21 protein-coding genes are annotated in these 25,031 nt (G+C 73.8%); 16 read left to right on the plus strand and 5 right to left on the minus strand.

The window, feature by feature from the left end; genetic code table 11:
- The first annotated feature begins 94 nt into the window (after nt 1-94).
- The 3 genes from K7396_RS28805 (at nt 95) to K7396_RS35840 (ending at nt 2,742) form a co-directional block, all read left to right on the plus strand.
- A complete protein-coding gene (locus K7396_RS28805) occupies nt 95-1,420 on the plus strand; it encodes a M20/M25/M40 family metallo-hydrolase (RefSeq protein ID WP_223660230.1) in 1,326 nt (441 codons plus the stop codon).
- A 142-nt stretch (nt 1,421-1,562) separates the two neighbouring features.
- The gene (locus tag K7396_RS28810) at nt 1,563-1,796 is read left to right on the plus strand and encodes a chaplin (RefSeq protein WP_086721695.1); all 234 of its coding nucleotides are present in this window, start codon (nt 1,563-1,565) and stop codon (nt 1,794-1,796) included.
- Between the two features lie 172 nt (nt 1,797-1,968).
- Nucleotides 1,969-2,742, plus strand: coding sequence for a chaplin (locus K7396_RS35840; protein WP_086721696.1), 774 nt, complete (start codon nt 1,969-1,971; stop codon nt 2,740-2,742).
- Between the two features lie 85 nt (nt 2,743-2,827).
- On the opposite strand, the gene K7396_RS28820 is transcribed toward K7396_RS35840, so the two are convergent.
- Complete coding sequence (locus tag K7396_RS28820; protein ID WP_006607658.1) at nt 2,828-3,016, minus strand: DUF5703 family protein; 189 nt, start codon at nt 3,014-3,016, stop codon at nt 2,828-2,830.
- Nucleotides 3,017-3,063: 47 nt separating this feature from the next.
- Between K7396_RS28820 and K7396_RS28825 the strand changes: the two genes are divergently transcribed.
- Entirely contained in the window at nt 3,064-3,735 is a 672-nt protein-coding gene (locus K7396_RS28825) for a hypothetical protein (RefSeq protein ID WP_086721697.1), read from the plus strand.
- Nucleotides 3,736-3,934: 199 nt separating this feature from the next.
- On the opposite strand, the gene K7396_RS28830 is transcribed toward K7396_RS28825, so the two are convergent.
- A complete protein-coding gene (locus K7396_RS28830; RefSeq protein ID WP_152105049.1) occupies nt 3,935-6,541 on the minus strand; it encodes a helix-hairpin-helix domain-containing protein in 2,607 nt (868 codons plus the stop codon).
- Nucleotides 6,538-7,521 carry an aldo/keto reductase gene (locus K7396_RS28835; protein WP_086718053.1) on the minus strand — a complete coding sequence of 328 codons (984 nt, stop codon included), beginning with the start codon at nt 7,519-7,521 and terminating at the stop codon, nt 6,538-6,540. Before K7396_RS28835 ends, K7396_RS28830 begins: the two co-directional genes overlap by 4 nt.
- A 128-nt stretch (nt 7,522-7,649) precedes the next feature.
- On the opposite strand from K7396_RS28835, the gene K7396_RS28840 reads away from it, so the two are divergent.
- Nucleotides 7,650-8,705, plus strand: coding sequence for an LLM class F420-dependent oxidoreductase (locus K7396_RS28840; protein ID WP_086718055.1), 1,056 nt, complete (start codon nt 7,650-7,652; stop codon nt 8,703-8,705).
- A 276-nt stretch (nt 8,706-8,981) separates the two neighbouring features.
- Nucleotides 8,982-9,770, plus strand: a complete 789-nt coding sequence (locus K7396_RS28845) for a hypothetical protein (RefSeq protein ID WP_086718057.1) — start codon at nt 8,982-8,984, stop codon at nt 9,768-9,770.
- A gap of 27 nt (nt 9,771-9,797) precedes the next feature.
- Here the strand turns inward: K7396_RS28845 and corA are convergent, their stop codons facing one another.
- Nucleotides 9,798-10,781, minus strand: a complete 984-nt coding sequence (gene corA / locus K7396_RS28850; RefSeq protein WP_223660231.1) for a magnesium/cobalt transporter CorA — start codon at nt 10,779-10,781, stop codon at nt 9,798-9,800.
- 67 nt (nt 10,782-10,848) lie between these two features.
- On the opposite strand from corA, the gene K7396_RS28855 reads away from it, so the two are divergent.
- The 5 genes from K7396_RS28855 (at nt 10,849) to K7396_RS28875 (ending at nt 17,716) form a co-directional block, all read left to right on the plus strand.
- A complete protein-coding gene (locus tag K7396_RS28855; protein ID WP_086718069.1) occupies nt 10,849-11,547 on the plus strand; it encodes a histidine phosphatase family protein in 699 nt (232 codons plus the stop codon).
- Nucleotides 11,548-11,667: 120 nt separating this feature from the next.
- The gene (locus tag K7396_RS28860; protein WP_086718061.1) at nt 11,668-12,258 is read left to right on the plus strand and encodes a DUF3090 domain-containing protein; all 591 of its coding nucleotides are present in this window, start codon (nt 11,668-11,670) and stop codon (nt 12,256-12,258) included.
- Nucleotides 12,222-13,151 (plus strand): SCO1664 family protein, encoded by a 930-nt coding sequence (locus K7396_RS28865; protein WP_086718063.1) that lies wholly within the window; start codon nt 12,222-12,224, stop codon nt 13,149-13,151. The genes K7396_RS28860 and K7396_RS28865 overlap by 37 nt, the downstream gene beginning before the upstream one ends.
- A 131-nt stretch (nt 13,152-13,282) precedes the next feature.
- A complete protein-coding gene (gene mshC, locus K7396_RS28870; protein ID WP_086718065.1) occupies nt 13,283-14,512 on the plus strand; it encodes a cysteine--1-D-myo-inosityl 2-amino-2-deoxy-alpha-D-glucopyranoside ligase in 1,230 nt (409 codons plus the stop codon).
- A gap of 150 nt (nt 14,513-14,662) precedes the next feature.
- A complete protein-coding gene (locus tag K7396_RS28875; protein ID WP_086718067.1) occupies nt 14,663-17,716 on the plus strand; it encodes an NPCBM/NEW2 domain-containing protein in 3,054 nt (1,017 codons plus the stop codon).
- Between the two features lie 88 nt (nt 17,717-17,804).
- Here K7396_RS28875 and K7396_RS28880 read toward each other — a convergent pair whose 3' ends face one another.
- On the minus strand, nt 17,805-18,923 hold the full coding sequence (locus K7396_RS28880) for a PAC2 family protein (protein WP_152105050.1): 1,119 nt from the start codon (nt 18,921-18,923) through the stop codon (nt 17,805-17,807).
- A gap of 261 nt (nt 18,924-19,184) precedes the next feature.
- Here K7396_RS28880 and K7396_RS28885 point away from each other — a divergent pair, with 261 nt between their 5' ends.
- From K7396_RS28885 to K7396_RS28905, 5 genes are read left to right on the plus strand one after another with little or no spacing between them, the layout of a single operon-like run.
- A complete protein-coding gene (locus K7396_RS28885; RefSeq protein ID WP_086721376.1) occupies nt 19,185-20,528 on the plus strand; it encodes an enolase C-terminal domain-like protein in 1,344 nt (447 codons plus the stop codon).
- Complete coding sequence (locus tag K7396_RS28890) at nt 20,525-21,322, plus strand: SDR family NAD(P)-dependent oxidoreductase (RefSeq protein ID WP_086721373.1); 798 nt, start codon at nt 20,525-20,527, stop codon at nt 21,320-21,322. The genes K7396_RS28885 and K7396_RS28890 overlap by 4 nt, the downstream gene beginning before the upstream one ends.
- 60 nt (nt 21,323-21,382) lie before the next feature.
- Nucleotides 21,383-22,411: a sugar ABC transporter substrate-binding protein gene (locus tag K7396_RS28895; RefSeq protein WP_086721372.1), complete on the plus strand. Its 1,029-nt coding sequence runs from the start codon at nt 21,383-21,385 to the stop codon at nt 22,409-22,411.
- Nucleotides 22,412-22,413: 2 nt separating this feature from the next.
- Nucleotides 22,414-23,997 (plus strand): sugar ABC transporter ATP-binding protein, encoded by a 1,584-nt coding sequence (locus K7396_RS28900; RefSeq protein WP_086721371.1) that lies wholly within the window; start codon nt 22,414-22,416, stop codon nt 23,995-23,997.
- Nucleotides 23,994-25,025 (plus strand): ABC transporter permease, encoded by a 1,032-nt coding sequence (locus K7396_RS28905; RefSeq protein WP_086721370.1) that lies wholly within the window; start codon nt 23,994-23,996, stop codon nt 25,023-25,025. The genes K7396_RS28900 and K7396_RS28905 overlap by 4 nt, the downstream gene beginning before the upstream one ends.
- Nucleotides 25,026-25,031: the final 6 nt, after the last annotated feature.

The following is a 25,031-nucleotide window of genomic DNA, read 5'->3' on the forward strand; positions in this document are numbered from 1 at the left end:
AAGCCAGAGGAGGCACCGTGAGTCAGCTGGGCGAGCGATCCATGGAGAGGTGGGGGCCCCGCGCATGCGGGGCCGGGCGGAGCGAGGTTTCGGCATGAGCGAGTCGCAGTCGGCCCGTACGGTCACCGGTGAGGACGAGGTGGTCGACCTCTGCCGGGATCTGATCAGGATGGACACCAGCAACTACGGCGACCACTCGGGCCCGGGGGAGCGGGCCGCCGCCGAGTACGTCGCGGAGAAGCTCGCCGAGGTGGGCCTCGAACCGCAGATCTTCGAGTCCCACAAGGGCCGGGCCTCGACGGTCGCCCGGATCGAGGGCGAGGACCGCTCGCGGCCCGGCCTGCTCATCCACGGGCACACCGACGTCGTGCCGGCCAACGCCGACGACTGGACCCACCACCCGTTCTCCGGCGAGATCGCCGACGGCTGCCTCTGGGGACGGGGCGCGGTCGACATGAAGGACATGGACGCGATGACGCTGGCCGTCGTCCGCGACCGGCTGCGCACCGGCCGCAAGCCGCCGCGCGACATCGTGCTGGCGTTCCTCGCGGACGAGGAGGCGGGCGGCACCTACGGCGCGCGCTACCTCGTCGACCACCACCCGCACCTCTTCGAGGGCGTCACGGAGGCGATCAGCGAGGTCGGCGGCTTCTCCTTCACCGTCAACGAGCAGGTGCGGCTCTACCTCATCGAGACGGCCCAGAAGGGCATGCACTGGATGAAGCTGACCGTGGACGGCAACGCCGGCCACGGGTCGATGATCCACAAGGACAACGCGATCACCGAACTGTCCGAGGCGGTCGGCCGGTTGGGCCGTCACGAGTTCCCGGTGCGGGTGACCAAGACGCTGCGCTCCTTCCTGGACCAGCTCGGGGACGCGCTGGGCACCGAGCTCGACCCCGAGGACATGGACGCCACCCTGGCCAAGCTCGGCGGCATCGCCAAGCTGATCGGCGCCTCGCTCAAGAACACCGCCAACCCGACCCAGCTGGGCGCCGGTTACAAGGTCAACGTCATCCCCGGCCAGGCCACCGCCCACGTCGACGGCCGTTTCCTGCCGGGCCACGAGGAGGAGTTCCTGGCCGACCTGGACCGGATCCTGGGCCCGCGGGTCAAGCGGGAGGACGTCCACGCGGACAAGGCGCTGGAGACCACGTTCGACGGCGCGCTGGTCGAGGCGATGCAGTCGGCGCTGCAGGCCGAGGACCCGATCGCGCGCGCCGTGCCGTACATGCTCTCCGCCGGTACGGACGCCAAGTCCTTCGACGATCTCGGGATCCGCGGATTCGGCTTCGCCCCGCTGAAGCTGCCGCCGGAGCTGGATTTCGCAGGAATGTTCCACGGCGTGGACGAGCGGGTGCCGGTGGACGGACTGAAGTTCGGGGTGCGGGTACTCGATCGGTTCATCGACCAGAGCTGAATTCGGCGCGGTTTTCCTGCCTTTCGCGCCGGCTTCGCTGAAAAGGGTGAACGCGCTGATGTGTTCGTAGCTTCAACAGCATTTTCCTCGTTGCAGTCAGTGCGGTCCGCGGCTGGGATCGTATTGCCTACAAGGAGGAATAATGATCAAGAAGGTCGTCGCCGCTGCGGCAGTTGCCGGTGGTGTCGTGCTCGCCGGTGCGGGCCTGGCCGTTGCCGATTCGGGTGCCCAGGGCGCTGCCCTGAACTCTCCTGGTGTGGTCTCCGGCAACACCATCCAGGTGCCGGTACACGTTCCGGTGAACGTTTGTGGCAACACGGTCTCCGTGATCGGGCTGCTGAACCCCGCGTTCGGCGCGGTCTGCGTCAACAAGTGACCTTCTGGCGTCCTTTGGCGTTGTATTTGCATCCGTAAGGGTCTGACTCGGTCCGGCTCCGGAACGCGCGCCACGCATTCCGGAGCCGCTGGGTAGTCGACGGGCCGGTGGGTCTTTCCGAAGATCACCGCCTGCCCGTATTCCTGTAAGGCACTAGGCAGGGGAACAACCTATGAGACAGGTCGCACGAAAGGGCCTGATCACCATGGCGGCCGCCAGTGGCGTACTCGCCATGGCCGCCGGCTATGCACAGGCCGACGCGGGAGCCGCCGGAGGCGCGGCGAACTCGCCCGGCGTGGGATCCGGCAACAACGTCCAGGTACCGGTTCACGTTCCGGTGAACGCCTGCGGCAACACCGTCAATGTCGTCGGGCTGCTGAACCCCGCGTTCGGCAACCGCTGCGCCAATGACGTCGGCCGGCACCAGGGTGGCGTCCACCAGGGTGCGCACCAGGGCGGACACCAGGGTGGCGCGAACGCCGCCGGCGGGGCGACGAACTCGCCCGGCATCGCGTCGGGCAACAATGTCCAGGCTCCGGTCGACGTACCGGTGAACGCCTGCGGCAACAGTGTCTCGGCCGCTGGGCTGCTGAACCCGGCCTTCGGCAACCACTGCGCCAATGGGGCCTCGGTCCCGGCCAGGCCGCACCACCCGGGCAAGCCGCACCACCCGGCCAAGCCCCACCACCCCGGCAAGCCGCATCAGCCGGGCACGCCGGAGCACCCGGGGAAGCCGCACCACCCGGGCACGCCCAGTCAGCAGATGCCGCACACGCCGGCGAAGCCGCAGACCGGGGGTCACAGCAAGATCGTGACGCCTGCCAAGCCGGTCGGGCACCTCGCGCAGACGGGTGCCGGCGGAGTCGGCTACGCGATTCCGGCCAGCGCCGGGCTGCTGCTGGGGGGCGCCTTGATCTACCGCAAGGCGCGCGCCGCTCGTCGGTGAGCAGCACGGGATAGCGCACTGGCGCTCCACGGAGCGGGCCCTGCCGAGCGGGGCCCGCTCTGCCGTGTTCAGGCGCCGGCGGCGCTCACCATGTGGCGCGGAGCTGGCGGATGATCCGGCGGCGCAGCCGCACCTTGCGGCTCCCGTCCGGGTTCAGGCGCAGTCGGTCCAACTCCCAGTGTCCGTACTCGGCATGGTCGGTCAGCAGGCGTGTGGCGGCCTTCCGGGACACTCCCCGAGGCACGTACACATCGCAGAATTCGTATTCCGGCATCGCATCTATTGTGCGGGACCGGCCCCGGTACGGATAGCGTCTGCACTATGTCTGATGCTGCGCAGCCTTCCGCTGCCGAGGTACGTGCCGCCGCCGAGGCGGTCAAAGCCGCGCTGGACCGTCACCTCGACGCGGTCGAACGCCGCTCGGGGCAGGATGATCCGGCCGTCTACGCCGCGTTCGACGAGCTCGCCGCGGCCGCTGAGGTCTATGACGAGCTGCTCTACGACACCTACGACGAGGTCACCCCCTTCGAGATCCCCGGGAACGACGCCCTGCCCGCTTATGCGGGCCCGGACGAGCCGAGTGCGCTGAGCGTCCTGATCCGGCGCGACTACACCGTCGCCGAACCGCAGCGGCTGCTGCACCAGGCCCAGCGCATCGCCGATCTGGACCCGGACGCCGCCGACGAGGCGGCGGGCGCCGGCGCCGATGCCGCCGCAGTTGTCGGCACCAGCGTGCACGCGGCGCTCGGTGTGCTCTTCGGGGAGTTCGAGCCGGACGAGATCGCCTCTCGCCACAAGGAGTTCGGGCTGGAGGAGGGCGACTCCACCCTGTGGGTGGCGGCCGCCGACGATCCGGCCGATCCGGGGGAGTGGCTGTCCGCGCCGTTCGATCAGGCGGACCCCCAGCGGGTGGTGTGCCGCTTCGACGTCAGCGCGGTCTTCGACGAGGAACTGGGCGACGACGACCTGGAGCCGCTCGACCAAGAGAGGTGAGTCCGTCCCGGGGGGCGCCCCGCCGGGCGCGTCCCCGGGACGCATCCGGTGGTCGTCCGGGCGCGCGCTGCCCCGGCGGCGTCGCACTCCGACCCGAGGCAGCCGCTGCCCCGGTCCGACGGCAGGAAACTGCTGACGGGCCGGAGCAGCGGCTGTGGGGCGTCTGAGCCGGGAGCCGGGGCGCAGGGCGCAGGGCTGGTCAGTTGTCCGCCGACGGCTCCTCGGCGTCCTGGGCGCTGTGGCGCAGGAGGGTGCGCAGGCGGGTGGTGCGTTCCTTGACGGGCACCTCGGTGACCGCGCGCGGAAGGGCCTGGTCGACCCCCTGGACGACCGACAGATGCTGCTCGCCGCGGCTGAAGGCGGTGTAGACCCAGGCGCGGGTCAGTCCGCCGGCGGCGTCCCCGGGCAGCACGACCACCGCGGCGGGCCAGCGCATCCCGGCCGCCTGGTGCGCGGTGAGCGCCCAGCCGTGGCGTACGGCGCCCCCGGCGACCTGCTCGCGGGGCACCACGGCCGCGGCGCCGTCGCAGTCGAGGTGCAGGCCGGACGCGTCCGCGCCGGTGACCGTGCCCGGGACCGTGCGGCCGGGGGCCGGGGCGTAGGCCACCCGGTCACCGGCGTCGAAGCCGCCGAACCGGCCGGGGCCGGGGTTGAGCCGCCCCTTGAGGGCGGCGTTCAGCGCGCGGGTGCCGGCCGCGCCGCCGTGGCCGACCGTGATGACCTGGGTCTGCTCGGCGGGGACCCCCAGGGCCCGGGGCACGGAGTCGGCGACCAGCTGGACCGTGCGGTGCACCGCCTCGCCGGCGTCCCGCACCGGGACGATCACCACCTCCTTGCCGGGCGCCTCGACCTGGCTCAGCTCGCCGATGCCGATGCCGGACACCAGCTCGCCGATCGGGCCGAAGTCCGGGGTGCGGGAGGCGACCTGCGGGCAGAAGCGTGCCGCGAGCAGATCGGCGAACAGCCGGCCGGGGCCGGCGGACCACAGCACACCGGGGTCGCCGCTGAGCACCAGGCGGGTCCCGTCGGTCAGCGACTCGACGAGCAGCGCGGCGGTCTCCAGATCCAGCTGCGGGGCGTCCAGCACGACCAGCAGGTCGAGTGCGAGGGCGCCGTCGGCGTCGCGGCCCGGACCCTGCCGGCCGGACAGCAGGCCGGCCACGGTCACCGCGGCCGCGCCGGGTTCCCCGGGCCCGTCGGTGGCGTCCGGTGCGCTCCGGGCGAGGTCCGCGGCCAGGCGCCGGCGGCCGTTCTCGGTGTGCGTGGCGCCGAACGCCCGCAGCCCCAGCGAGCGGGCCGCGGTGAGCAGCGCGGCGGGCTCGGCGCGGGCCGCCTCGGCGCCGGTGTGCGCCACCAGGCCGCTGTGCGCGGCGGCGCGGATGAGCTCCGCGGCCGACGGCGACGGCGCGGCGGCCGCCGCGGCCTCCCAGGCGGCGGCGGTGGGGCGTACGGGCCGGTGGGCGGTGTCGTCGGCGCCCGCCGGTGCTCCGGTGGTTTCGGCGTCGGAGGACGGGGCGGCGCTCTCCGCGGACGGCTCCGCGGCAGGGGCGGCGTCGGGCTCCGCCGGCTCGGCGGCGGTCGTGTCGTCGCCGGGCGCCTCGCCGTCCGGCGCGGTGTCCCGCGGCGGCTCCGCCACCGCCTCGAAGGTGTTCAGCAGCCGCGCGAGACCGTCGGCGACGCTCTCCTCGGCCATCGCATACCGGTCCAGGCCGAGCAGGATCCGGACCGGCTGTTCCTCCTCCTCGCCGTCGCCGGTGGCGGGGCGGGCCCGGCCCGGTTCCTCGATCGCGTCCTGGAAGACCAGCACCGCGCCGTCCGCGATGGCGGTCTGCAGGGCGTCATCGGGGTCGGGCACCGCGCGCTGGGCGAGCGCGGCGCGCAGCGCGGCGGCCTCCAGGGCGGAGTGCCCCGCGAGGGCGGCCTGCTCCAGCAGCCAGCCGACCAGCGCCTGCGCGCGCCGCTCGTCCCCCGGCCCGCAGGCGGCGCCGAGCAGCGCCCGCGCGAAGGTGTCGGCCTGCTCGGGGCGCACCCCGGGCACGCCGAGCAACTGCCAGGGGTCCTCGCCCAGCGCCTCGGCCGCCCGCTCCCCGAGCACCTCGGCGGCCGGCTCCGCCAGCGCCTCCGGGGCGCCGCCCGCCGCGAGGACCTGCCGTACGCCCTCGATGCCGGGGGCCACGGCGGGACGGGGGGCAGGAGCGGGGCCGGCCGGGGCCGGTGCTCCGGCGGGGGCGGTGGTGCCGTTGGCCGGGGGACGGGCCGGACCGTCGGTCTCCTGGGGCGGGCGCGGCCGGGTGGCGGGAGCGGCGGGGGCCGGGGGCGTGCCCTGCGGGGCGTGGTCGCCGGTGGCCGGGCCCGCCTCGGCGGGCCGGGCGGCGGGCGGGGTCTGCCGGGCGGGGCGCGGGGCGTCGTTGAAGAACGAAGCGGCCGAGCGCTCGCCGCTCTCCACGGCCCGGACCGCGGCGGCCAGCGCATCCGCGGTCGCCTTGGCCGAGGCCGAGGCCGAGGCCGAGGGCGAGGGCGACGACGGCGAGGGCGACGAGGGCGCCCCTGAAGACGGCGCCCCTGCCGACGGCGCCCCCGGGGCCTCCTGCGCGGCACCGGCGTCCGGAGTCCCGGCCCCGGAGGCCGCGGGTGCCGGCTCGTCGCTCACCGGCGCGTTCTCGTCCGCCGCCGCCGGGGAGTCCTCCGGAGCGGCGGCGTCGGTGTCCTCCGGCGCCGCGGTGTCGTCGGGTGTCTGGGCATCCGCAGTCCCGGGCGCGGCCTCCTGCTCGGGCGGGGTTTCGCCGGCGAGGCGGTCGGTACTCACAGCGTGCTCCAGTCGTGATCGGGGTAGTGGTGCACCGGAGCCGACACATCGTCCAGCGCCCGGCGGATCTCGTCAGGAAGACTAAGGGTCTCCACTGACAACGCGGCTCTGAGCTGCGCTTCCGTGCGGGCGCCCAGGATCGGCGCGGTCACTCCGGGGCGGTCGCGGACCCAGGAGAGCGCGACCTGCAGGGGGGTGACGGCCAGTCCGTCGGCGGCGGTGGTGACCGCCTCGACGACCCGGCCCGCGGTTTCGTCGAGGTACGGCGCGACGAACGGCGCCAGATGCTCCGAGGCGCCGCGCGAGTCGGCCGGTGTCGCATGGCGGTACTTCCCGGTCAGCACGCCCCGCCCGAGCGGCGACGACGGCAGCAGGCCGATGCCGAGGTCGAGGGCCGCGGGCAGCACCTCCCGTTCGACGCCGCGCTGGAGCAGGGAGTACTCCATTTGCGCGCTCGCCAGCCGGTTGCGCACACCGGGCGCCGCGAGCTGCCAGGTGCCCGCCTTGGCGAGCTGCCAGCCCGAGAAGTTCGCCAGGCCCACATAGCGCGCCCGGCCGCTGGTGACGGCCAGATCGAGGGCGTGCAGCGTCTCCTCCAGCGGTGTGTGCGGATCGAAGGCGTGCAGCTGCCACAGGTCGACGTACTCGGTGCCCAGCCGCTCCAGGGAGGCGTCCAGGGCGGCGAGGAGATGGCGCCGGGAGCCGTCGGCCCGGCGGTCCGCCGCCAGCACGCTGCCGGCCTTGGTGGCGATGACCAGGTCCTCGCGCGGAACGAGTCCTTCCGTCAGCCGGCCCAGGAGGTACTCGGCGCCGCCGTCGGCGTAGATGTCGGCGGTGTCCACCAGCGTGCCGCCGGCCTCCCAGAACGCCTTGAGCTGGTCGGCGGCTTCCTGCTCGTCCGTGTCGCGGGCCCAGTTCAGGGTGCCGAGCCCGAGACGGGACACGCGAAGGCCCGTACGGCCGAGGTGCCTTTGCTCCATGGGCCTTGAGATTACTGGCCGCGCGCCGGGAACAGGGGACCTGTGGACAACCCGCCGATGACGGCCGGCGGGGGCGCGCGCTACAGTCCCCCGCAACAGCGACGTTACTGATCGGTAAGGGGAGCGGCATGAGGCTTGGCATCAACCTCGGCTACTGGGGCGCCGGGATGGACTCCGACAATCTCGCGGTGGCCAAGGAGGCCGACCGCCTGGGCTACGCCGTCTGCTGGGCCGCCGAGGCCTACGGCTCCGACGCCCCCTCGGTGCTCTCCTGGGTCGCCGCCCAGACCGAACGCATCGACATCGGCTCGGCCATCCTGCAGATCCCGGCGCGCACCCCCGCGATGACCGCGATGACGGCCGCCACCCTGGACTCGCTCTCCGGCGGCCGCTTCCGGCTCGGCCTGGGCGTCTCGGGGCCGCAGGTCTCCGAGGGCTGGTACGGCGTCAAGTTCGACAAGCCGCTGGCGCGCACCCGCGAGTACGTGGACATCGTCCGCAAGGCCATGTCGCGCGAGCGGCTGTCCTACGAGGGCGAGCACTGGACGCTGCCGCTGCCCGGCGGCCCCGGCAAGCCGCTGAAGCTCACCGTCCACCCGCAGCGCGAGCACATCCCGCTCTACATCGCCGCGATCGGCCCGAAGAACCTGGCGCAGACCGGCGAGATCGCCGACGGCGCGCTGCTGATCTTCCCCTCCGCCGAGCACCTGGAGGAGACCGCGATCACGCACCTGCGGGCCGGGCGCGAGAAGGCGGGCAAGACGCTGGAGGGCTTCGACGTCTGCCCGACGCTGCCGCTGGCCGTCGGCGCCGACAAGGACGTCAGCGCGCTGGCCGACATGTTCCGCCCGTACACCGCGCTGTACGTGGGCGGGATGGGCAGCCGCAAGCAGAACTTCTACAACCAGCTCGCGCGGCGGATGGGCTACGAGAAGGAAGCCGCCGAGATCCAGGACAAGTACCTGTCCGGGGACAAGGACGGTGCCGCCGCCGCCGTCCCGGAGCGGCTGATCGACCAGACCACGCTGCTCGGCTCCGTCGAGCGGATCACCGAGCGGATGCAGGCCTACGCGGCGGCCGGGGTGACCACCCTGACGCTGGCCCCGGCGGGCTTCACCCTGGAGGACCGCCTCGCGTCGCTGCGGGCGGGCACCGAGGCGCTGGAGCGGGCCGGGCTGGCGTAGCCGGCGGGCCCCGCGCCCCAGGCCGCCCCGGAACCGCGCGACGGCCCGGCGCTTCCGGCGCCGGGCCGTTGTGGTCCGCGGCCGTGGCGGGGGCTCGGGGGATCTTCCCCGCCGCGGCCGTCACGCGGCACAACGTGCCGACGTACGGCCGGGTTACGCCCGCCACCAGGACGGACATCACCCGAACGGCCGTACGGGCGGCCGCTCGGGTTGCCCCTCACGGAACGCCCCATTTGACTTTTCCTTTACGGGTGTGTCCGTTCGGAGGTGGCGCAGATGTTCTCGGCCCGAAGCCTGTTCCAGGAGATCGTCGACAACGACGACTCCTACCGCCTGTTCTGCTCCATCGCGGCCAGCGGCGAGGCACAGGGCGGCTGGGAGAACGGCCGGATCGCCTCGCTGATGCCCGCCTCGCTGCGCGACCTGGCGCCCAAGGTCACCCGGCACGGCGCCGACGAGGACAAGCACGGCCGGATCTTCCAGGCCCTCCTGCGCCGGCGCGGCCTGACGCCCGCCCCGGTCCCCGAGGAGACCGACTACACCGCGCTGCTGGAGCGGCGGGGCATCGGCCTGGCGCACGACAAGCTGCGCCGCGACGAGCCGCTCACCGAGCTCGACATCATCACCTACCTCTCCCACAGCCGGGTCACCGAACAGCGCGCCGCCGACCAGATGGTGATGCTCACCAAGTACTTCGGCGACCACCCCGAGGTGGGGAAGGCGATCCGGATCATCTCCCACGACGAGGACAACCACCTGGCGTACTGCCACGAGGAGCTGCTGCGGCTGGCCCGCCTCGGCCACGGCCGGACCATCCAGCGGATCCTGCACGACTGCGCCCGCGCCGAGCTGGTCGTCTACCGGGACGTCAGCCTGGCCGTGATGGACCACATGGGCCGCGTCCTGAAGTGGCCGAAGGCGAAGTCCGGCGGGCTGACCACCGCGATCCGCGCGGTGTACGGCTACGAGCGGCTGGGCGGCTGGCGGCGGATGGTCAGCCTCCGGATGCCCGAGCGCCGCGACGCGCTGGGCGGTCCGCCCGCCTCGGCGCCGGAGTTCGCCTGAGCCGTCGGGCATGCGCGGCCGCCGGGGTCACAGCCAGCCGCGGCGTTTGAACAGGCGGTAGAGCGAGACCTCGATGACCACCATCGCCAGCAGGACCGTGGGATAGCCCAGGTTCCATCTCAGCTCCGGCATGTCGGCGAAGTTCATGCCGTAGATGCCGGCGATCAGGGTCGGTACGGCCGCCAGCGCCGCCCAGGCCGAGATCTTGCGCATGTCGTCGTTCTGCCGCACCCCCATCTGCGCCAGATGGGCGGCGAGAATGTCCGAGAGCAGCCGGTCCAGGCTCTCCACCGACTCGTTGGCGCGGGTGAGGTGGTCGTCGACGTCGCGGAAGAACGGCCGGGCGTGGTCGTGGACGTACGGCACGCCGGGGTTCTGCAGGAGGGTCATCGGCGCGGACAGCGGGCCGGTCGCCCGCCGGAACTCCAGCACCTCGCGCTTGAAGGCGTAGATCTCGGCCGCGGTGTTCTTGGTGTCCCGGCGCACCGGAGCGAACACCTCCGCCTCCAACTCCTCCAGGTCCAGCTGGAGTTCGGAGGCCACGTCGATGTAGTGGTCGACCACCGCGTCACAGACCGCGTACAGCACCGCGCCGGGGCCGTGCCGGAGGATCTCCGGGTGCTCCTCCAGCCGCCGGCGCACCGCCGCCAGCGGGCTGGCCTCGCCGTGCCGGACGGTGACCACGAACGCCTCGCCCAGGAAGACCATCACCTCCGACGCGGTCACCGTGGAGGCCGTGTCGTCGTAGGTGACCGGCTTCAGCACCATGAACAGCGAGTCGTCGTAGACCTCCAACTTGGGCCGCTGGTGCGCCTTGAGCGCGTCCTCGACGGCCAGCGGGTGCAGCCCGAACTCGCTGCTGACGAGGTCGAACTCCTGCTCCGTCGGCTCGTGCAGCCCCAGCCACAGGAAGGCGTCGCCCTCGGCCCGCGCCTCCTGGAGCGCGTGGGAGAAATCGCTCGCGCACTCGGCGCGGCGGCCGTCCCGGTAGATGGCGCAGTCCACGATCACACCGGCATTCTCGCTCCTCGCACCGCCACCTGCCAGGAACACGGGCCGGGAACGTAGGGTGGCGCCCATGCCCACGCTGATCCTGGTGCGGCACGGCCGCTCCACCGCCAACACCGCCGGAGTGCTCGCCGGACGGGCCCCCGGTGTCGCCCTCGACGAGCGCGGCGCCGCCCAGGCCGTCGCGCTGCCCGCACGGCTGTCCCAGGTGCCGCTGACCGCCGTCGTCTCCAGCCCGCTGCAGCGCTGCCGGGAGACCGTGGCGCCGCTGCTGGAGGTCCGGCCGTGGCTCACGCTGCACGTCGAGGACCGGATCAGCGAGTGCGACTACGGCGACTGGTCGGGCCGCAAACTCGCCGAGCTGGCCGACGAGCCGCTGATGGAGGTCGTCCAGCAGCACCCGTCCGCGGCCGCCTTCCCCGGCGGCGAGTCGATGCGCGCCATGCAGGCCAGGGCCGTGGACGCGGTGCGCGAGTGGAACGCGCGGACCGAGGAGGCGCACGGCCCCGAGGCGGTGTACGCCATGTGTTCGCACGGCGACATCATCAAGGCCCTGGTCGCCGACGCCCTGGGCATGCACCTCGACCTGTTCCAGCGGATCTCCGTCGAGCCCTGCTCGGTCACCGCGATCCGCTACACCCGGCTGCGCCCCTACCTCGTGCGGCTCGGGGACACCGGCGATTTCGGATCCCTCGCGCCCCGGGAGGACGGCGGCGGGGCGGCGGCCGACCGGGACGCGGCTGTCGGCGGTGGTGCGGGAGCAGCGTGATCAGTCGGCGCAGTAGGGTGGTGCGACGGCGCTGCCCGCCACGCCCCTGCGATCCGCGCAGTGACCGCAGGACGTGCAGCGACCGCAGTGACCCCGCAGTCGAGCAATCGGAGCAGGACGTTGTCCCGTCAGGTGTTCTTCTACGACGCGCCGGACCGCTTCGTGGCCGGTACGGTCGGGCTGCCTGGCCGCCGTAGCTTCTACCTCCAGGCCACCGCCTCCGGCCGCACCACCAGCGTCGCCCTGGAGAAGACCCAGGTCGCGGCGCTCGCCGAGCGCATCGACGAGCTGCTGGACGAGGTCGTGCGGCGCAGTGGCGGCAACGCCCCGGTGCCCGCCGTCTCGCCCGCCGAGCTGGCCGACTCCGCCCCGCTGGAGACGCCCGTCGAGGAGGAGTTCCGGGTCGGCACGATGGCCCTGGCCTGGGACGGCGAGGACGAGCGGATGATCGTCGAGGCGCAGGCCCTGGTCGAGCTGGACGCGGACAGTGACGAGGACCTCGCCGACGCCGAGGAGCGGCTGCTCCAGGACGACGAGAACGGCCCCCCGATGCTCCGGGTGCGCCTCACCGGAACCATGGCCAGGGCCTTCGCCAAGCGGGCGCTCGAAGTGGTCAACGCCGGCCGCCCGCCGTGCCCGCTGTGCAGCCTGCCGCTCGATCCGGAGGGACACGTATGCCCGCGCCAGAACGGATACCGACGGGACGCCTGAGCGGCCTGCCCGCCGAACCCGCCGGGCAGGCCGCGCCGCTGCCCGGTCCCGTCGCCCCCCAGGACCCGCCGCCCGCCGCGCCGGAGCCCGCCGGGGCCCGGACGCAAGCCCTGCTCGCCGACGGTGAGCTGACCGTGCGCGGCCGCATCCCGGAGGCGTCCAACGCCGTGCTCTTCTGCACGGTCGCCCGGGACGGCGAGACCGCCTCCTGCGTCTACAAGCCGGTCGCGGGCGAGCGCCCGCTGTGGGACTTTCCCGACGGCACGCTCGCCCAGCGCGAGGTCGCCGCGTACGAGGTCGCCCGGTACTGCGGCTGGGACCTCGTCCCGCCGACGGTGCTGCGCGACGGCCCGTACGGCACCGGCATGGTCCAGGAGTGGATCGAGCCACCGGAGAACAGCGACGAGGTCCCCGAGCTGCTGGCGCTGGTGGAGGACGAGGAGCCGGGGCCCGGCTGGAAGGCGGTGGGCTCCGCGCAGATCGGCGAGGGCCGCACCGCGCTGCTGGTGCACGCCGACCACCCGCGGCTGCGGCGGCTCGCGGTGCTGGACGCCGTGATCAACAACGGCGACCGCAAGGGCGGCCATCTGCTGCCCGGCGCCGGCGGGGAGTTCTTCGCCATCGACCACGGCGTGACCTTCCACGCCGAGGACAAGCTGCGCACGCTGCTGTGGGGGTGGGCGGGGGAGCCGCTGACCGACGAGGCGCTGGAGGTGCTGCGGGGCCTTCAGCGGGCGCTGGAGGACACCGGGACGCTCGCCGCCCGACTGGCCGAACTGATCACGGATGACGAGATCGCGGCGCTGCGGGAGCGGGTGGCGGGGCTGCTGCGCGGCGGGCGGCACCCGGAGCCGGGCGGCGAATGGCCCGCCATACCCTGGCCGCCGGTCTGATCCGCCCGGTCGGGCGGCGGGCGACCGGCAGGCGTGCTGTGCATGTTCGGCCGCCGAACACAAGAGCGCCTTTCCGGTCAGACCTCCGGTCCGGTTCGTATGCGGAACGTCCGTCCGGTTAGGCTCATGGCATGCATGCATGGCCCGTTTCTGAGGTCCCCGCCCTGCCCGGTCAGGGCCGCGACCTGAGGATCCACGACACCGCGACCGGCGGACGGGTGACCCTCGCCCCCGGTCCCGTCGCCCGTATCTACGTCTGCGGCATCACGCCGTACGACGCCACCCACATGGGGCACGCGGCGACCTACAACGCGTTCGACCTGGTTCAGCGCGTGTGGCTCGACACGAAGCGCCAGGTGCACTACGTGCAGAACGTCACCGATGTCGACGATCCGCTGCTGGAGCGGGCCGTGGCCACCGGCGACGACTGGACCGCGCTCGCCGAGCGCGAGACCGCCCTCTTCCGCGAGGACATGACGGCCCTGCGGATGCTGCCGCCCCGCCACTACATAGGCGCCGTCGAGGCGATACCCGGCATCGTCCCGCTGGTGGAGCGGCTGCGCGAAGCCGGCGCCGCCTACGACCTGGACGGCGACGTCTACTTCTCCGTCGCCTCCGACGCGCACTTCGGCGAGGTCTCCGGACTGGACGCCGAGGCGATGCGGCTGCTGTCCGCCGAGCGCGGCGGCGACCCGGAGCGCGAGGGCAAGAAGAACCCGCTCGACCCGATGCTGTGGATGGCGGCCCGCGACGGCGAGCCGAGCTGGGACGGCGGCTCGCTGGGCCGCGGCAGGCCCGGCTGGCACATCGAGTGCGTCGCCATCGCCCTGGAACACCTCGGCATGGGCTTCGACGTCCAGGGCGGCGGCTCCGACCTCGCCTTTCCGCACCACGAGATGGGCGCCTCGCACGCCCAGGCGCTCACCGGCGAGCACCCGTTCGCCAAGGCGTATGTGCACGCCGGGATGGTGGCCCTGAACGGCGCGAAGATGTCCAAGTCCAAGGGCAACCTGGTCTTCGTCTCCGCGGTGCGGCGCGCCGGCACCGACCCGGCGGCGATCCGCCTGGCGCTGCTCGCGCACCACTACCGCGCCGACTGGGAGTGGACCGACGCGGTGCTGGAGGAGGCCGGGGAGCGGCTGGCGCGCTGGCGCGCCGCGGTCTCCCGTCCCGACGGCCCGTCCGCCGACGCCCTCCTGGAGGAGATCCGTACGGCGCTCGCCGACGACCTCGACTCCCCGGCGGCCCTGGCGGCCGTGGACCGCTGGGCCGCGGCGCAGGAGTCCGGCGGCGGCACCGACGAGGGCGCCCCCGGCCTCGTCTCCCGTGCGGTCGACGCGCTGCTCGGCGTGGCCCTGTAGGCACCGCCTCATCCGTCCTCAGGGGCGCCCTCGCCGGACGGCGGGGGCGCCCCTCGTGCGTGGGCGGCGGCCGACGGGCGCGCGGAAATCCAGCAACCCGGCCCGAGAGTCCATGGAGGCACCGCCCGCCGGCGCACTAGAGCTGCGGGCATGAGGAAACCAACAGGACTGCGGGCGGCGGTCGTTGCCGCGCTGCTCGGGCTCGCGGCGGCCGTCGCGGGGCCGGTGGGCAGCGTACGGGCCGACGGCCCCGCCCCCGCGCGGACCGTCGGCGACGTCACCGGCTTCACGGCGGACGGGCCCGTCTACCGGCTGCACGCCGGCCCGGCCGAGGCCCGCGTCAGCTTCGTGACCGACCGGACCTTCCGCCTCGAACTCGCCCCGGACGGCGACTTCTCCGACCCCACCGGCAAGGACATCGTGCTGCCCCAGGGCGCGCCGCCCGCCACCCACTGGCGGGACGCCGGCGACGCCTACGAACTCCGCACCTCCCAGGTCACCCTGAAGGCGTTCAAGGCGCCGCTGCGCTTCGAACTGCGCCGCGCCGACGGCTCGTTGGTGTGGTCCGAGGCGAAGGGGCTGACCTGGGACGACAAGACCACCACCCAGACCCTGGCGCGCGGCCGCGACGAGCAGTTCTACGGCGCCGGCATGCAGAACGGACGCGGCAGCACCTCGCACCGCGGCCACACCGTCGAGGTCGGCGTCGACTACCACTGGGACGACGGCGGACACCCCAACTCCGTCCCCTTCTACCTCTCCTCCGCGGGGTACGGCGTCTTCCGCAACACCTACGCGCCCAACACCTACGCCTTCGGCCAACCGGTGCGGACCACCGCGCAGGAACGGCGCTTCGACGCCTACTACTTCGCCGGGCCGGGCGCCAAGGACGTCATCGGCCAGTACACCTCGCTGACCGGAAAACCCTTCCTGCCGCCGCTGTACGGCCTGGAGACCGGCGACTCGGACTGCTACCTGCACAACGCGAACCGGGGCGAGCGGCACACCCTGGACGCGCTGAAGGTCGCCGACGGGTACACCGCCCACGACATGCCCAACGGCTGGATGCTGGTCAACGACGGCTACGGCTGCGGCTACGAGAACCTCGCCGAGACCTCGAAGGGTCTCGGCGAGCGGAAGATGACGCTCGGACTGTGGACCGAGGACGGCATCGGCAAGCTCGCCGACCAGGTGAAGGCGGGCCAGCGGATCGCCAAACTGGACGTCGCCTGGGTCGGCGACGGCTACAAGTTCGCGCTGGACGGCTGCAAGGACGCCTACCGGGGCATCGAGGACAACAGCGACGCCCGGGGCTTCACCTGGGCCCCCGAGAGCTGGTCGGGCGCCCAGCGCTGCGGCGTCCAGTGGTCGGGTGACCAGAGCGGCAGCTGGGACTACATCCGCTGGCAGATACCGACCTACGCGGGGGCGACGCTGTCCGGGCTCGCCTACACGACCGGCGACGTGGACGGCATCTTCGGCGGCAGCCCGCAGACGTACGTCCGCGACCTGCAGTGGAAGTCCTTCCTCCCGGCGATGATGACGATGGACGGCTGGGCGCCCGCCGACAAGCAGCCCTACCGCCAGGGCGAGCCCTACACCTCCATCAACCGGAGGTACCTGAAGCTCAAGGAGTCGCTGCTGCCGTACATGTACTCCTACGCGGCCGAGGCGACCCGGACCGGCGTCGGGCCGGTGCGCCCGCTGGCGCTCGAATACCCCGACGACCCGAAGGCCGCCACCGACGCCACGAAATACGAGTTCCTGACCGGCCGGGACTTCCTCGTCGCGCCCGTCTACCGGGACACCGACACCCGCGACGGCATCTACCTCCCGAAGGGCACCTGGGTCGACTACTGGTCCGGGCGCACCTACCGGGGACCGGCCACGATCGACGGCTACAGCGCGCCGCTGGACACCCTGCCCCTGTTCGTCAGGGCCGGTGCCGCCGTGCCCATGTGGCCGGGCATCAGGTCGTACCGGGACCGGACGGCCCGCTCGCCGCTCGCCTGGGACGTCTACCCGCGGGGCCGTTCCTCGTTCACCCTCTACGAGGACGACGGGGTGACCCGCGCCCACCGGGACGGCCACAGCGCCACCCAGCGGGTGCGGGTGACGGCCCCGCGCTCCGGAGGCGGCGACGTACGGCTCGACGTCGGTGCCTCGCGCGGCTCGTTCCACGGCAAGCAGACGGCCCGGCCCTACCGCTTCACCGTGCACACCGGGGACGCCCCGCGCGGGGTCGCCCTGGCGGGCCGGGCGCTGAAGCGGCTGCCGTCCGCGGGCGCCTTCGAGGCGGCGGACCAGGGCTGGTTCTACGACCCCGCCGACCGCGCCGGCGTCGTCCGGATCAAGACCGCCGCCCGCTCCACCGACCGCGCGTTCACGCTGACGCTGCGGGGCGCGAGCGCGGTCGGCGGCCGGACGCCGGGCGCGACGGTCGCGGTGACCACACCGGGCGGGCAGGAGGTGACCAAGGGCGCGCCGACGGCCGTACGGACGGCGCTCACCGCGGGCACCCGCGACGCGCGTCGGGTGTCGGTGTCGCTGGCCGCGCCCCGGGGCTGGACCGTCCCGGCGCCGGCGCGCCACGCGCGGATCGGGGCCGGGGCCACCGTGCGCGACGCGCTGACGCTCACCGCGCCCGCGGACGCCGGACCGGACCCGGTCACCGTCACCGCGACCGTCCGCTACCGCTCGGCGGGCGCGCCGCGCACGGCGGTGCACCGCTTCCAGGTGCGGGCCGTGCCGAAGGCGCCCGTCCACGACACCTGGGCGAGTGATCTGGAGTGGCTGAGCGCCGCCAACGGCTACGGCCCGGCCGAACGCGACCGCAGCAACGGCGAGTCGGGGCCGGCGGACGGTCATCCGCTCACCCTCGCCGGGACGGCGTACGCCAAGGGCCTGGGCACCCACGCCGACTCCGACCTGGAGTTCTTCACCGGCGGGCGCTGCCGGTCCTTCACCGCGGTCGCCGGGATCGACGACGAGATCGCCGACTACGGCGAGGTCGCCTTCTCGGTGGAGGGGGACGGCAAGGTGCTGTGGACCTCGCCGAAGACGACCGGCGCCTCGGCGCCGGTGGCGGTGGACGTGCCGCTCGGCGGGGCCCGGCACGTACGCCTGAAGGTGACCGACACCGACGGCAAGAAGGCCGGTGATCACGGCGACTGGGCGGGGGCCCGCTTCCACTGCACGGGCTGAGCGCGGCCCCGCCTCCGGGGCGGGCGGCGCACGGGCGCCGGACCGGCCGGTCCGGCGCCCGTGGTGTGCCGCGGCGCGCCGGGGGCGGTCAGTTCCCGGTGTCCTCCGGGCCGTCCTCCGGCTGCGCGGAGTCGGCGGAATCCGACTCCCCCGACGGGTCGGGGGAGTCGGCCGGGCCCTTGCCCCGGCCCGCGTCCTTCGGCCCCGTGCCGGTGTCGTCACCGGACTTCGGCTCGCGCGGGTCCTTGGACACCGGGCGGGGCGGGCGGGTGCGGCCGCCGGCGGAGTCGCGGAGGTAGGAGCCGTCACGGCCGTCGGCGAGCCCGCCCTCGGTCGCCACACCGGGCGGGGCCTGTGGGTCGCGGCGGCGCAGATAGCGCTCGAACTCGCGGGCGATGGCCTCGCCCGACGCCTCCGGCAGGTCGGCGGTGTCCCGCGCCTCCTCCAGCGACTGGACGTACTCGGCGACCTCGCTGTCCTCCGCGGCCAGCTGGTCGACTCCGAGCTGCCAGGCGCGCGCGTCCTCGCTCAGCTCACCGAGCGGGATACGGACGCCGAGGAGGTCCTCCAGGCGGTTGAGCAGCGCCAGGCTGGCCTTCGGGTTGGGCGGCTGGGAGACGTAGTGCGGCACCGCGGCCCACAGGCTCACCGCCGGGACGCCCGCGTGGGTGCACGCCTCCTGGAGGATGCCGACGATGCCCGTCGGGCCCTCGTAGCGGGACTCCTCCAGGTCCAGGCGGCTCGCCAGCTCCGCGTCGGAGGTGACCCCGCTGACCGGCACCGGGCGGGTGTGCGGGGTGTCGCCGAGCAGGGAGCCCAGCACCACCAGCATCTCCACGCCCAACTCGTGGGCGAAGCCGAGGATTTCGTTGCAGAACGAGCGCCAGCGCATGCTGGGCTCGATACCGCGGACCAGGACGAGATCGCGGGTCCGGCCCTTGCCGTTCGTGTCGCCGACGCGGACGACGGAGAGCCGGGTCGTCGGCCAGGTGATCTTGCGTACGCCGCCGTCCAGGAAGACGGTGGGGCGGTTCACCTGGAAGTCGTAGTAGTCCTCCGCGTCCAGCGCGGCGAACACCTCGCCCTTCCATTCCCGGTCCAGATGCGCGACCGCGGCGGAGGCGGCGTCGCCGGCGTCGTTCCAGCCTTCGAACGCGGCCACCATGACCGGGTCGATCAGCTCGGGCACCCCCTCGAGCTCGATCACCCAGCGCCTCCTTCCGACCGGTCCGGCCGCCTGGGGCGGCCGCCGGCAGCAGTTCCATTGCGTGCGCTCCCAAGACTACGGCGTCCGAGGTGCCGGTCCGCAGCCCCTTTGCACGAAGGGGTCGCGATTCATCCGATCTGTATCGAGCGTTGTTCGGTCAACTTCCGTACGGGGTCTGGACGCTGGTTGACACACGGGTCTATACATCGGATGACCGGGAAAGGTCCGATGTTCTTCCGCAACATCCCAGGGGGCATGCCCATGGCCGCGTCCGACACCGTCACCGGGCTGGAGGTCCACGACGTCCGGTTCCCCACCTCGGAACGGCTCGACGGCTCGGACGCCATGAACCCGGACCCCGACTACTCCGCCGCCTATGTCGTGCTGCACACCGGCGGCGGACCCCCGGGCCACGGCCTCTGCTTCACGATCGGGCGCGGCAACGATGTCATGGCCGCCGCCATCCGCTCCCTCGCCCCGTACCTCGTCGGCCGCCCCGTGCCCGCCACCGCCGCCGGCCTCGCCGCCCTGCACCACGACCTCACCCACGACTCCCAGCTGCGCTGGCTCGGCCCCGAGAAGGGCGTGATGCAGATGGCGGCCGGCGCCGTGATCAACGCCGCCTGGGACCTGGCCGCCGCCCGGGCCGGCCTGCCGGTGTGGGAGTTCCTCGCCGCGCTGACGCCGGAGGAACTGGTCGCGCTCGTCGACTTCCGCTATCTGACCGACGCCCTGACCCCCGACGAGGCACTGGCCGTCCTGCGCGCCGCGGCGCCCGGCCGGGCCGAGCGCGCCGCCCGGCTCAAGGCCGAGGGCTACCCGGCCTACACCACCTCGCCCGGCTGGCTCGGCTACGACGACGCCACGCTGGTGCGGCTGGCCCGGCGGGCGGTGGCCGACGGCTTCGGCCAGATCAAGCTGAAGGTGGGCGCCGACCTCGACGACGACATCCGGCGGATGCGGCTGGCGCGGGACGCGGTCGGGCCCGGCGTACGGATCGCCGTCGACGCCAACCAGCGCTGGGACGTGGCCGAGGCGGTCCGCTGGATGACCGCGCTCGCGCCGTACGCCCCGCACTGGATCGAGGAACCGACCAGCCCGGACGACGTCCTGGGCCACGCCGCGGTGCGCACCGGCCAGCCCGTGAAGGTCGCCACCGGCGAGCACGCCGCCAACCGCGTCGTCTTCAAACAGCTGCTGCAGGCCGGCGCGGTGGACTTCGTCCAGATCGACGCGGCCCGGGTGGCCGGGGTCAACGAGAACCTCGCGATCCTCCTGCTGGCCGCGAAGTACGGCGTCCCGGTGTGCCCGCACGCGGGCGGGGTCGGGCTGTGCGAGCTGGTGCAGCACCTGGCGATGTTCGACTACGTGGCGGTGTCCGGGAGCCGGGAGGACCGGGTGATCGAGTACGTCGACCACCTGCACGACCACTTCAGCGATCCGGCCGTCGTCGAGCGCGGCCGCTACCGCGCCCCCACCGCGCCCGGCTTCTCGGCCCGGATGAAGCCCGCGTCGGTCGCCGCCCACCGTTTCCCCGACGGGCCGGTCTGGCGCGCCCGCCGGCCCCCGCACCGCAGGCCCGGCGAACAGGAGGTCCCCGTATGAGTTCCGCACCGCACGACGAGCGGCCGCCGGGCGACTTCGCGGGGATGGCCGCGCTGGTCACCGGCGGCGGCTCCGGCATCGGGGCGGCCACCGCGGCCCTGCTGCTGGCGCGCGGCGCCCGGGTCGCCGTCCTGGACCGCGACCCCTCCGGCGCGCCCGCCGGGGCCATCCGGATCCGGGCCGATGTCACCGCCGACGCCGCCGTCCGCGCCGCCGTCGACGAGGCGGTGGAGCGGCTCGGCGCCCTGCACACCCTCGTCGGCAACGCCGGCATCGGCGCGGTCGGCACGGTCGAGGACCATGACGACGCGGAGTGGGCCCGGGTCCTGGACGTGAACGTACTGGGCCTGGTGCGCACCGCCCGCGCCGCGCTCCCCGCGCTGCGCCGCACCGCGGCCGGCGCACCGGGCCGGGTCTCGGTCACCCACACCTGCTCCATCGCCGCCACCGCCGGCCTGCCGCAGCGCGCCCTCTACAGCGCCAGCAAGGGCGCCGTCCTCTCGCTGACCCTCGCGATGGCCGCCGACCACCTCCGGGAGGGCATCCGCGTCAACTGCGTCAATCCCGGCACCGCCGACACCCCGTGGGTCGGCAGGCTGCTGGACGCGGCCGACGACCCGGACGCCGAACGCGCCGCCCTGCGCGCCCGCCAGCCGATGGGCCGGCTGGTCACCGCCGCCGAAGTGGCCGCCGCCATCGCCTGCTTGGCGTCCCCGGCCGCCTCCGGCATCACCGGCACGGCGCTCGCCGTGGACGGGGGCATGCAGGGGCTGCGGCTGCGCCCCGCCCCCTGACCGGCCGCCGCCCGTACCGCGACCGCACCCCAGCCGCACACCACGACCGAGGGACCACCCATGAGACTGCGTACGACCGGCGCGGCGGCCTGTGCCGCGCTGCTCGCCACCGCCGCGCTCGCCGGCTGCAACCGCGGCGGTGACGCCGCCGGCGGCAGGATCGGCATCGACGTGCCCCGTACGGACACCGACTTCTGGAACTCCTACCAGCAGTACCTCGAAAAGGACCTGGCGCACGGCGGGCCGGCCGCGCTGCCGCTGTCCACCTCGCAGAACGACATCGGCAAGGTCGTCGCCAATGTGCAGGCGCTCACCGACCAGGGCGCCAAGGCGATCGTCATGGCCCCGCAGGACACCGGCGCCGTCTCCGCCGCGCTGCAGCGCCTGGCGGAGAAGAAGATCCCGGTGGTGAGCGTCGACACCCGCCCCGACGACGGCAAGGTCTACATGGTCGTCCGTGCCGACAACCGTGCCTACGGCGAGAAGTCCTGCGAGTACCTCGGCAGGCGGCTGGGCGGCAGGGGCCGGGTCGCCGAACTCCAGGGCGACCTCAGCTCGGTCAACGGGCGGGACCGCTCCGAGGCGTTCGCGGCCTGCATGAAGAAGAGGTTCCCGAAGATCACCGTGCACGAGCTGGCCACCGACTGGAAGGGCGAGGTCGCCTCCGCCAAGCTGCAGAGCCTGCTCGCCCAGCACCCGGACGTGCGCGGCCTGTACCTGCAGGCCGGCGGCGCCTTCCTGCAGCCGGTGCTCGCCCTGCTGGAGCAGAAGAAGCTGCTGCGGCCGGCCGGTTCCCCCGGCCACCTCACCATCATCTCCAACGACGGCATCCCGGACGAACTGGACGCGATCCGCGCCGGGAAGATCGACGCCACCCTGTCCCAGCCCGCCGACCTGTACGCCGAGTACGCGCTGTACTACGCGCGGGCCGGCCTGGCCGGGAAGACCTTCCGGCCGGGGCCCACCGGCCACGGCTCGACCATCGTGAAGATCAAGAACGGCCTGGAGGACCAGCTGCCGGCGCCCCTGGTCACCAAGGACACCGTCGACGACCCGAAGCTGTGGGCCAACCAGCTGGAGAAGAAGTAGCGGTGGCGGCGGACGACCGCACGGCGGCGGTGCACGCCGAGGGCATCGTCAAGCGCTACGGACCCACCCTCGCGCTCGACGGCGCCCGGCTGACCGTACGTCCCGGCGAGGCGCACGCCCTCGTCGGCCGCAACGGCGCCGGCAAGTCCACCCTGGTGTCCGTGCTGACCGGCATGACCCGCCCGGACGCCGGCCGGGTCACCTTCGGCGGCGCGCCCGCGCCCCGCTGGGGCGACACCGCCGCCTGGCGGCGCACCGTGGCCTGCGTCCACCAGAAGTCGATGACCGTGCCCGAGCTGACCGTCGCGGAGAACCTCTTCCTGGGCTTCCAGGGCACCCGCGCCATCCGCTGGCGGGCCCTGCGCGAGCGGGCCCGCGAGCTGCTCGCCGGGTACGGCGTCGACGTCGACCCGGCCGCCCGGATCAGGGAAATCGGCGTGGAGCAGCGGCAGTTCGTGGAGATCGCCCGCGCGCTGTCCGGCGGCGCCCGGCTGATCATCCTCGACGAGCCCACCGCCCGGCTCGACGCCGCCGGCATCGACCGGCTCTTCGGCAGGTTGCGCGAGCTGCGCGCCCGGGGCGTGGCCTTCCTGTTCATCTCGCACCACCTCCAGGAGGTCCACGAGCTGTGCGACACCGTCACCGTCCTCCGTGACGCCCGCCCTGTGCTGACCGCACCTGTCCGGGGGCTGGCCGAGGAGACGCTGGTGGCGGCGATGACCGGCGAGGAGGCGGGCCCCGCGCGGCAGCCGCGGAGGAGCCCGCGCACGGCGGGGGAGCCGGTGCTGCGCACCCGGCAGCTGGCCTGTGAGGGGCACTTCGCGCCGCTCGACCTGACCGTACGGGCCGGGGAGGTGGTGGGCCTCGCGGGCGCCACCGCCAGCGGCACCACCGCGATCGGCGAGACGCTGGCGGGGCTGCGCGCCCCCGACGGCGGCCGGATCGCGGTGCGCGGGCGGCCGGTCCGTACGGGCAGTGTGCCGCACGCCCTCGCCGCCGGCATCGGCTACGTCCCCGAGGACCGGCACCGCGAAGGGCTCGTCCCGGGCCGCAGCGTCGCCGAGAACGCCACGCTCACCGTCGCCGACCAGCTCGGGCCGGCCGGCACCGTCCTGCCCTCCCGGACCCGCGCGTTCGCCCGGCGCATGATCGCGGCACTGGACATCCGGACCACCGGGCCCGGCCAGATGGTGTCCGGGCTCTCCGGCGGCAACCAGCAGAAGGTCGTGATCGCCCGCGCGCTGGCCCGCGAGCCCGCCGTGCTGGTCGCCGTCCGGCCCACCAACGGCGTCGACGTCAAGTCCAAGGGCGCGCTGCTGAACGTGGTCCGGGAGGTCGCGGACGGCGGCAGCGGCGCCCTGATCGTCTCCGACGAGCTGGACGACCTGCGGGTCTGCGACCGGGTGCTGGCGGTCTTCCACGGCCGGGTGACCGCCGAGTTCGCCGCCGGCTGGCACGACCACGCACTCGTCGCCGCGATGGAGGGCGTGGCGGCCGCCGCCGGCGGGGACACCGGGGCCGGACCGGGCCGCGCCCCCGCGCCGGACGCCCGGAACACGCAGGGAACGGAAGGGACCGCGCCATGACCGAGACCGTATCGCCGCCGGCCGCCGACGCGGTGGCCGGCCCGCCGCGCCGCAGGCCCCGCGGCGGCCCGGCCCGCCGGCGGGACTTCTCCCTGGTGCCGGTGATCTTCGCCTTGGGCGTCATCGGCTTCATCGTGTCGCCTGCGTTCCTCACCCGGGACAACCTCGTCGGCGTCGTCCAGCAGTCCACCGAGCTGGGCCTGCTGGTGCTCGGCGAGGCGCTCATCCTCATCAGCGGACGGATGGACCTCTCGCTGGAGTCCACCATCGGCCTGGCCCCGGTGCTCGCGCTGTGGCTGGTGATGCCCGCGCACGGCGCCCGCTTCGCCGGGCTGGAACTCCTCCCCGCCTGGACGGCCGTCCCGCTCTGCCTGGCCGTGGGCGCGGCGGTCGGCGCCGTCAACGGCTTCCTCGTCCTCGTCCTGCGGGTCAACGGCTTCATCGCCACCCTCGGCATGCTCACCGCGCTGCGCGGGCTGCAGGTGGGCATCTCCGAGGGGCAGTCCATCGGCCATGTCCCGGAGTCCTTCGCCTACTTGGGCCAGGCCGACTGGCTGGGCGCGCCGGCCGCCGTCTGGATCTGCCTCGCCCTGTTCGGGCTCGGCGGCGCGGCCCTCGGCTACCTCCGGCACGGGCGGGCGCTGTACGCCATCGGCGGCAACCCGGAGGCGGCCCGCGCGGCCGGCATCCGGGTGGACCGCCTCACCTGGATCGTGCTGGCCGTCGGCGGACTGCTCGCCGCGTTCGCCGGCATCCTCTACACCGGCCACTACGGCGCGGTCTCCGCGAGCCAGGGCAACGGCTGGATCTTCCAGGTCTTCGCCGCCGCGGTCATCGGCGGCATCAGCCTCAAAGGCGGCCGGGGCACCCTCTTCGGCGCGCTCACCGGCGTCCTCACCCTCCAACTCGTCATCAACGTGATGACCCTGGGCGGTGTGCCGCCGCTGTGGACCCAGTTCCTCAACGGCATGATCATCATCGTCGCGCTGGTCATCTCCCGGTTCACCAGCGGCGAGAAACAGGACTGAGGCCCG

Origin of the sequence: Streptomyces angustmyceticus, from assembly GCF_019933235.1 — a bacterium.
GTDB lineage: Bacteria > Actinomycetota > Actinomycetes > Streptomycetales > Streptomycetaceae > Streptomyces > Streptomyces angustmyceticus.

Coding starts and splice junctions, on each gene's coding strand:
- K7396_RS28855 (WP_086718069.1), top strand. CDS start 10,849: ATGCCCACGCTGATCCTGGTGCGGCACGGCCGCTCCACCGCCAACACC.
- K7396_RS28810 (WP_086721695.1), top strand. CDS start 1,563: ATGATCAAGAAGGTCGTCGCCGCTGCGGCAGTTGCCGGTGGTGTCGTG.
- K7396_RS28845 (WP_086718057.1), top strand. CDS start 8,982: ATGTTCTCGGCCCGAAGCCTGTTCCAGGAGATCGTCGACAACGACGAC.
- mshC (WP_086718065.1), top strand. CDS start 13,283: ATGCATGCATGGCCCGTTTCTGAGGTCCCCGCCCTGCCCGGTCAGGGC.
- K7396_RS28895 (WP_086721372.1), top strand. CDS start 21,383: ATGAGACTGCGTACGACCGGCGCGGCGGCCTGTGCCGCGCTGCTCGCC.
- K7396_RS35840 (WP_086721696.1), top strand. CDS start 1,969: ATGAGACAGGTCGCACGAAAGGGCCTGATCACCATGGCGGCCGCCAGT.
- K7396_RS28865 (WP_086718063.1), top strand. CDS start 12,222: ATGCCCGCGCCAGAACGGATACCGACGGGACGCCTGAGCGGCCTGCCC.
- K7396_RS28825 (WP_086721697.1), top strand. CDS start 3,064: ATGTCTGATGCTGCGCAGCCTTCCGCTGCCGAGGTACGTGCCGCCGCC.
- K7396_RS28805 (WP_223660230.1), top strand. CDS start 95: ATGAGCGAGTCGCAGTCGGCCCGTACGGTCACCGGTGAGGACGAGGTG.
- K7396_RS28840 (WP_086718055.1), top strand. CDS start 7,650: ATGAGGCTTGGCATCAACCTCGGCTACTGGGGCGCCGGGATGGACTCC.
- K7396_RS28905 (WP_086721370.1), top strand. CDS start 23,994: ATGACCGAGACCGTATCGCCGCCGGCCGCCGACGCGGTGGCCGGCCCG.
- K7396_RS28890 (WP_086721373.1), top strand. CDS start 20,525: ATGAGTTCCGCACCGCACGACGAGCGGCCGCCGGGCGACTTCGCGGGG.
- K7396_RS28885 (WP_086721376.1), top strand. CDS start 19,185: ATGGCCGCGTCCGACACCGTCACCGGGCTGGAGGTCCACGACGTCCGG.
- K7396_RS28820 (WP_006607658.1), bottom strand. CDS start 3,016: ATGCCGGAATACGAATTCTGCGATGTGTACGTGCCTCGGGGAGTGTCC.
- K7396_RS28835 (WP_086718053.1), bottom strand. CDS start 7,521: ATGGAGCAAAGGCACCTCGGCCGTACGGGCCTTCGCGTGTCCCGTCTC.
- K7396_RS28875 (WP_086718067.1), top strand. CDS start 14,663: ATGAGGAAACCAACAGGACTGCGGGCGGCGGTCGTTGCCGCGCTGCTC.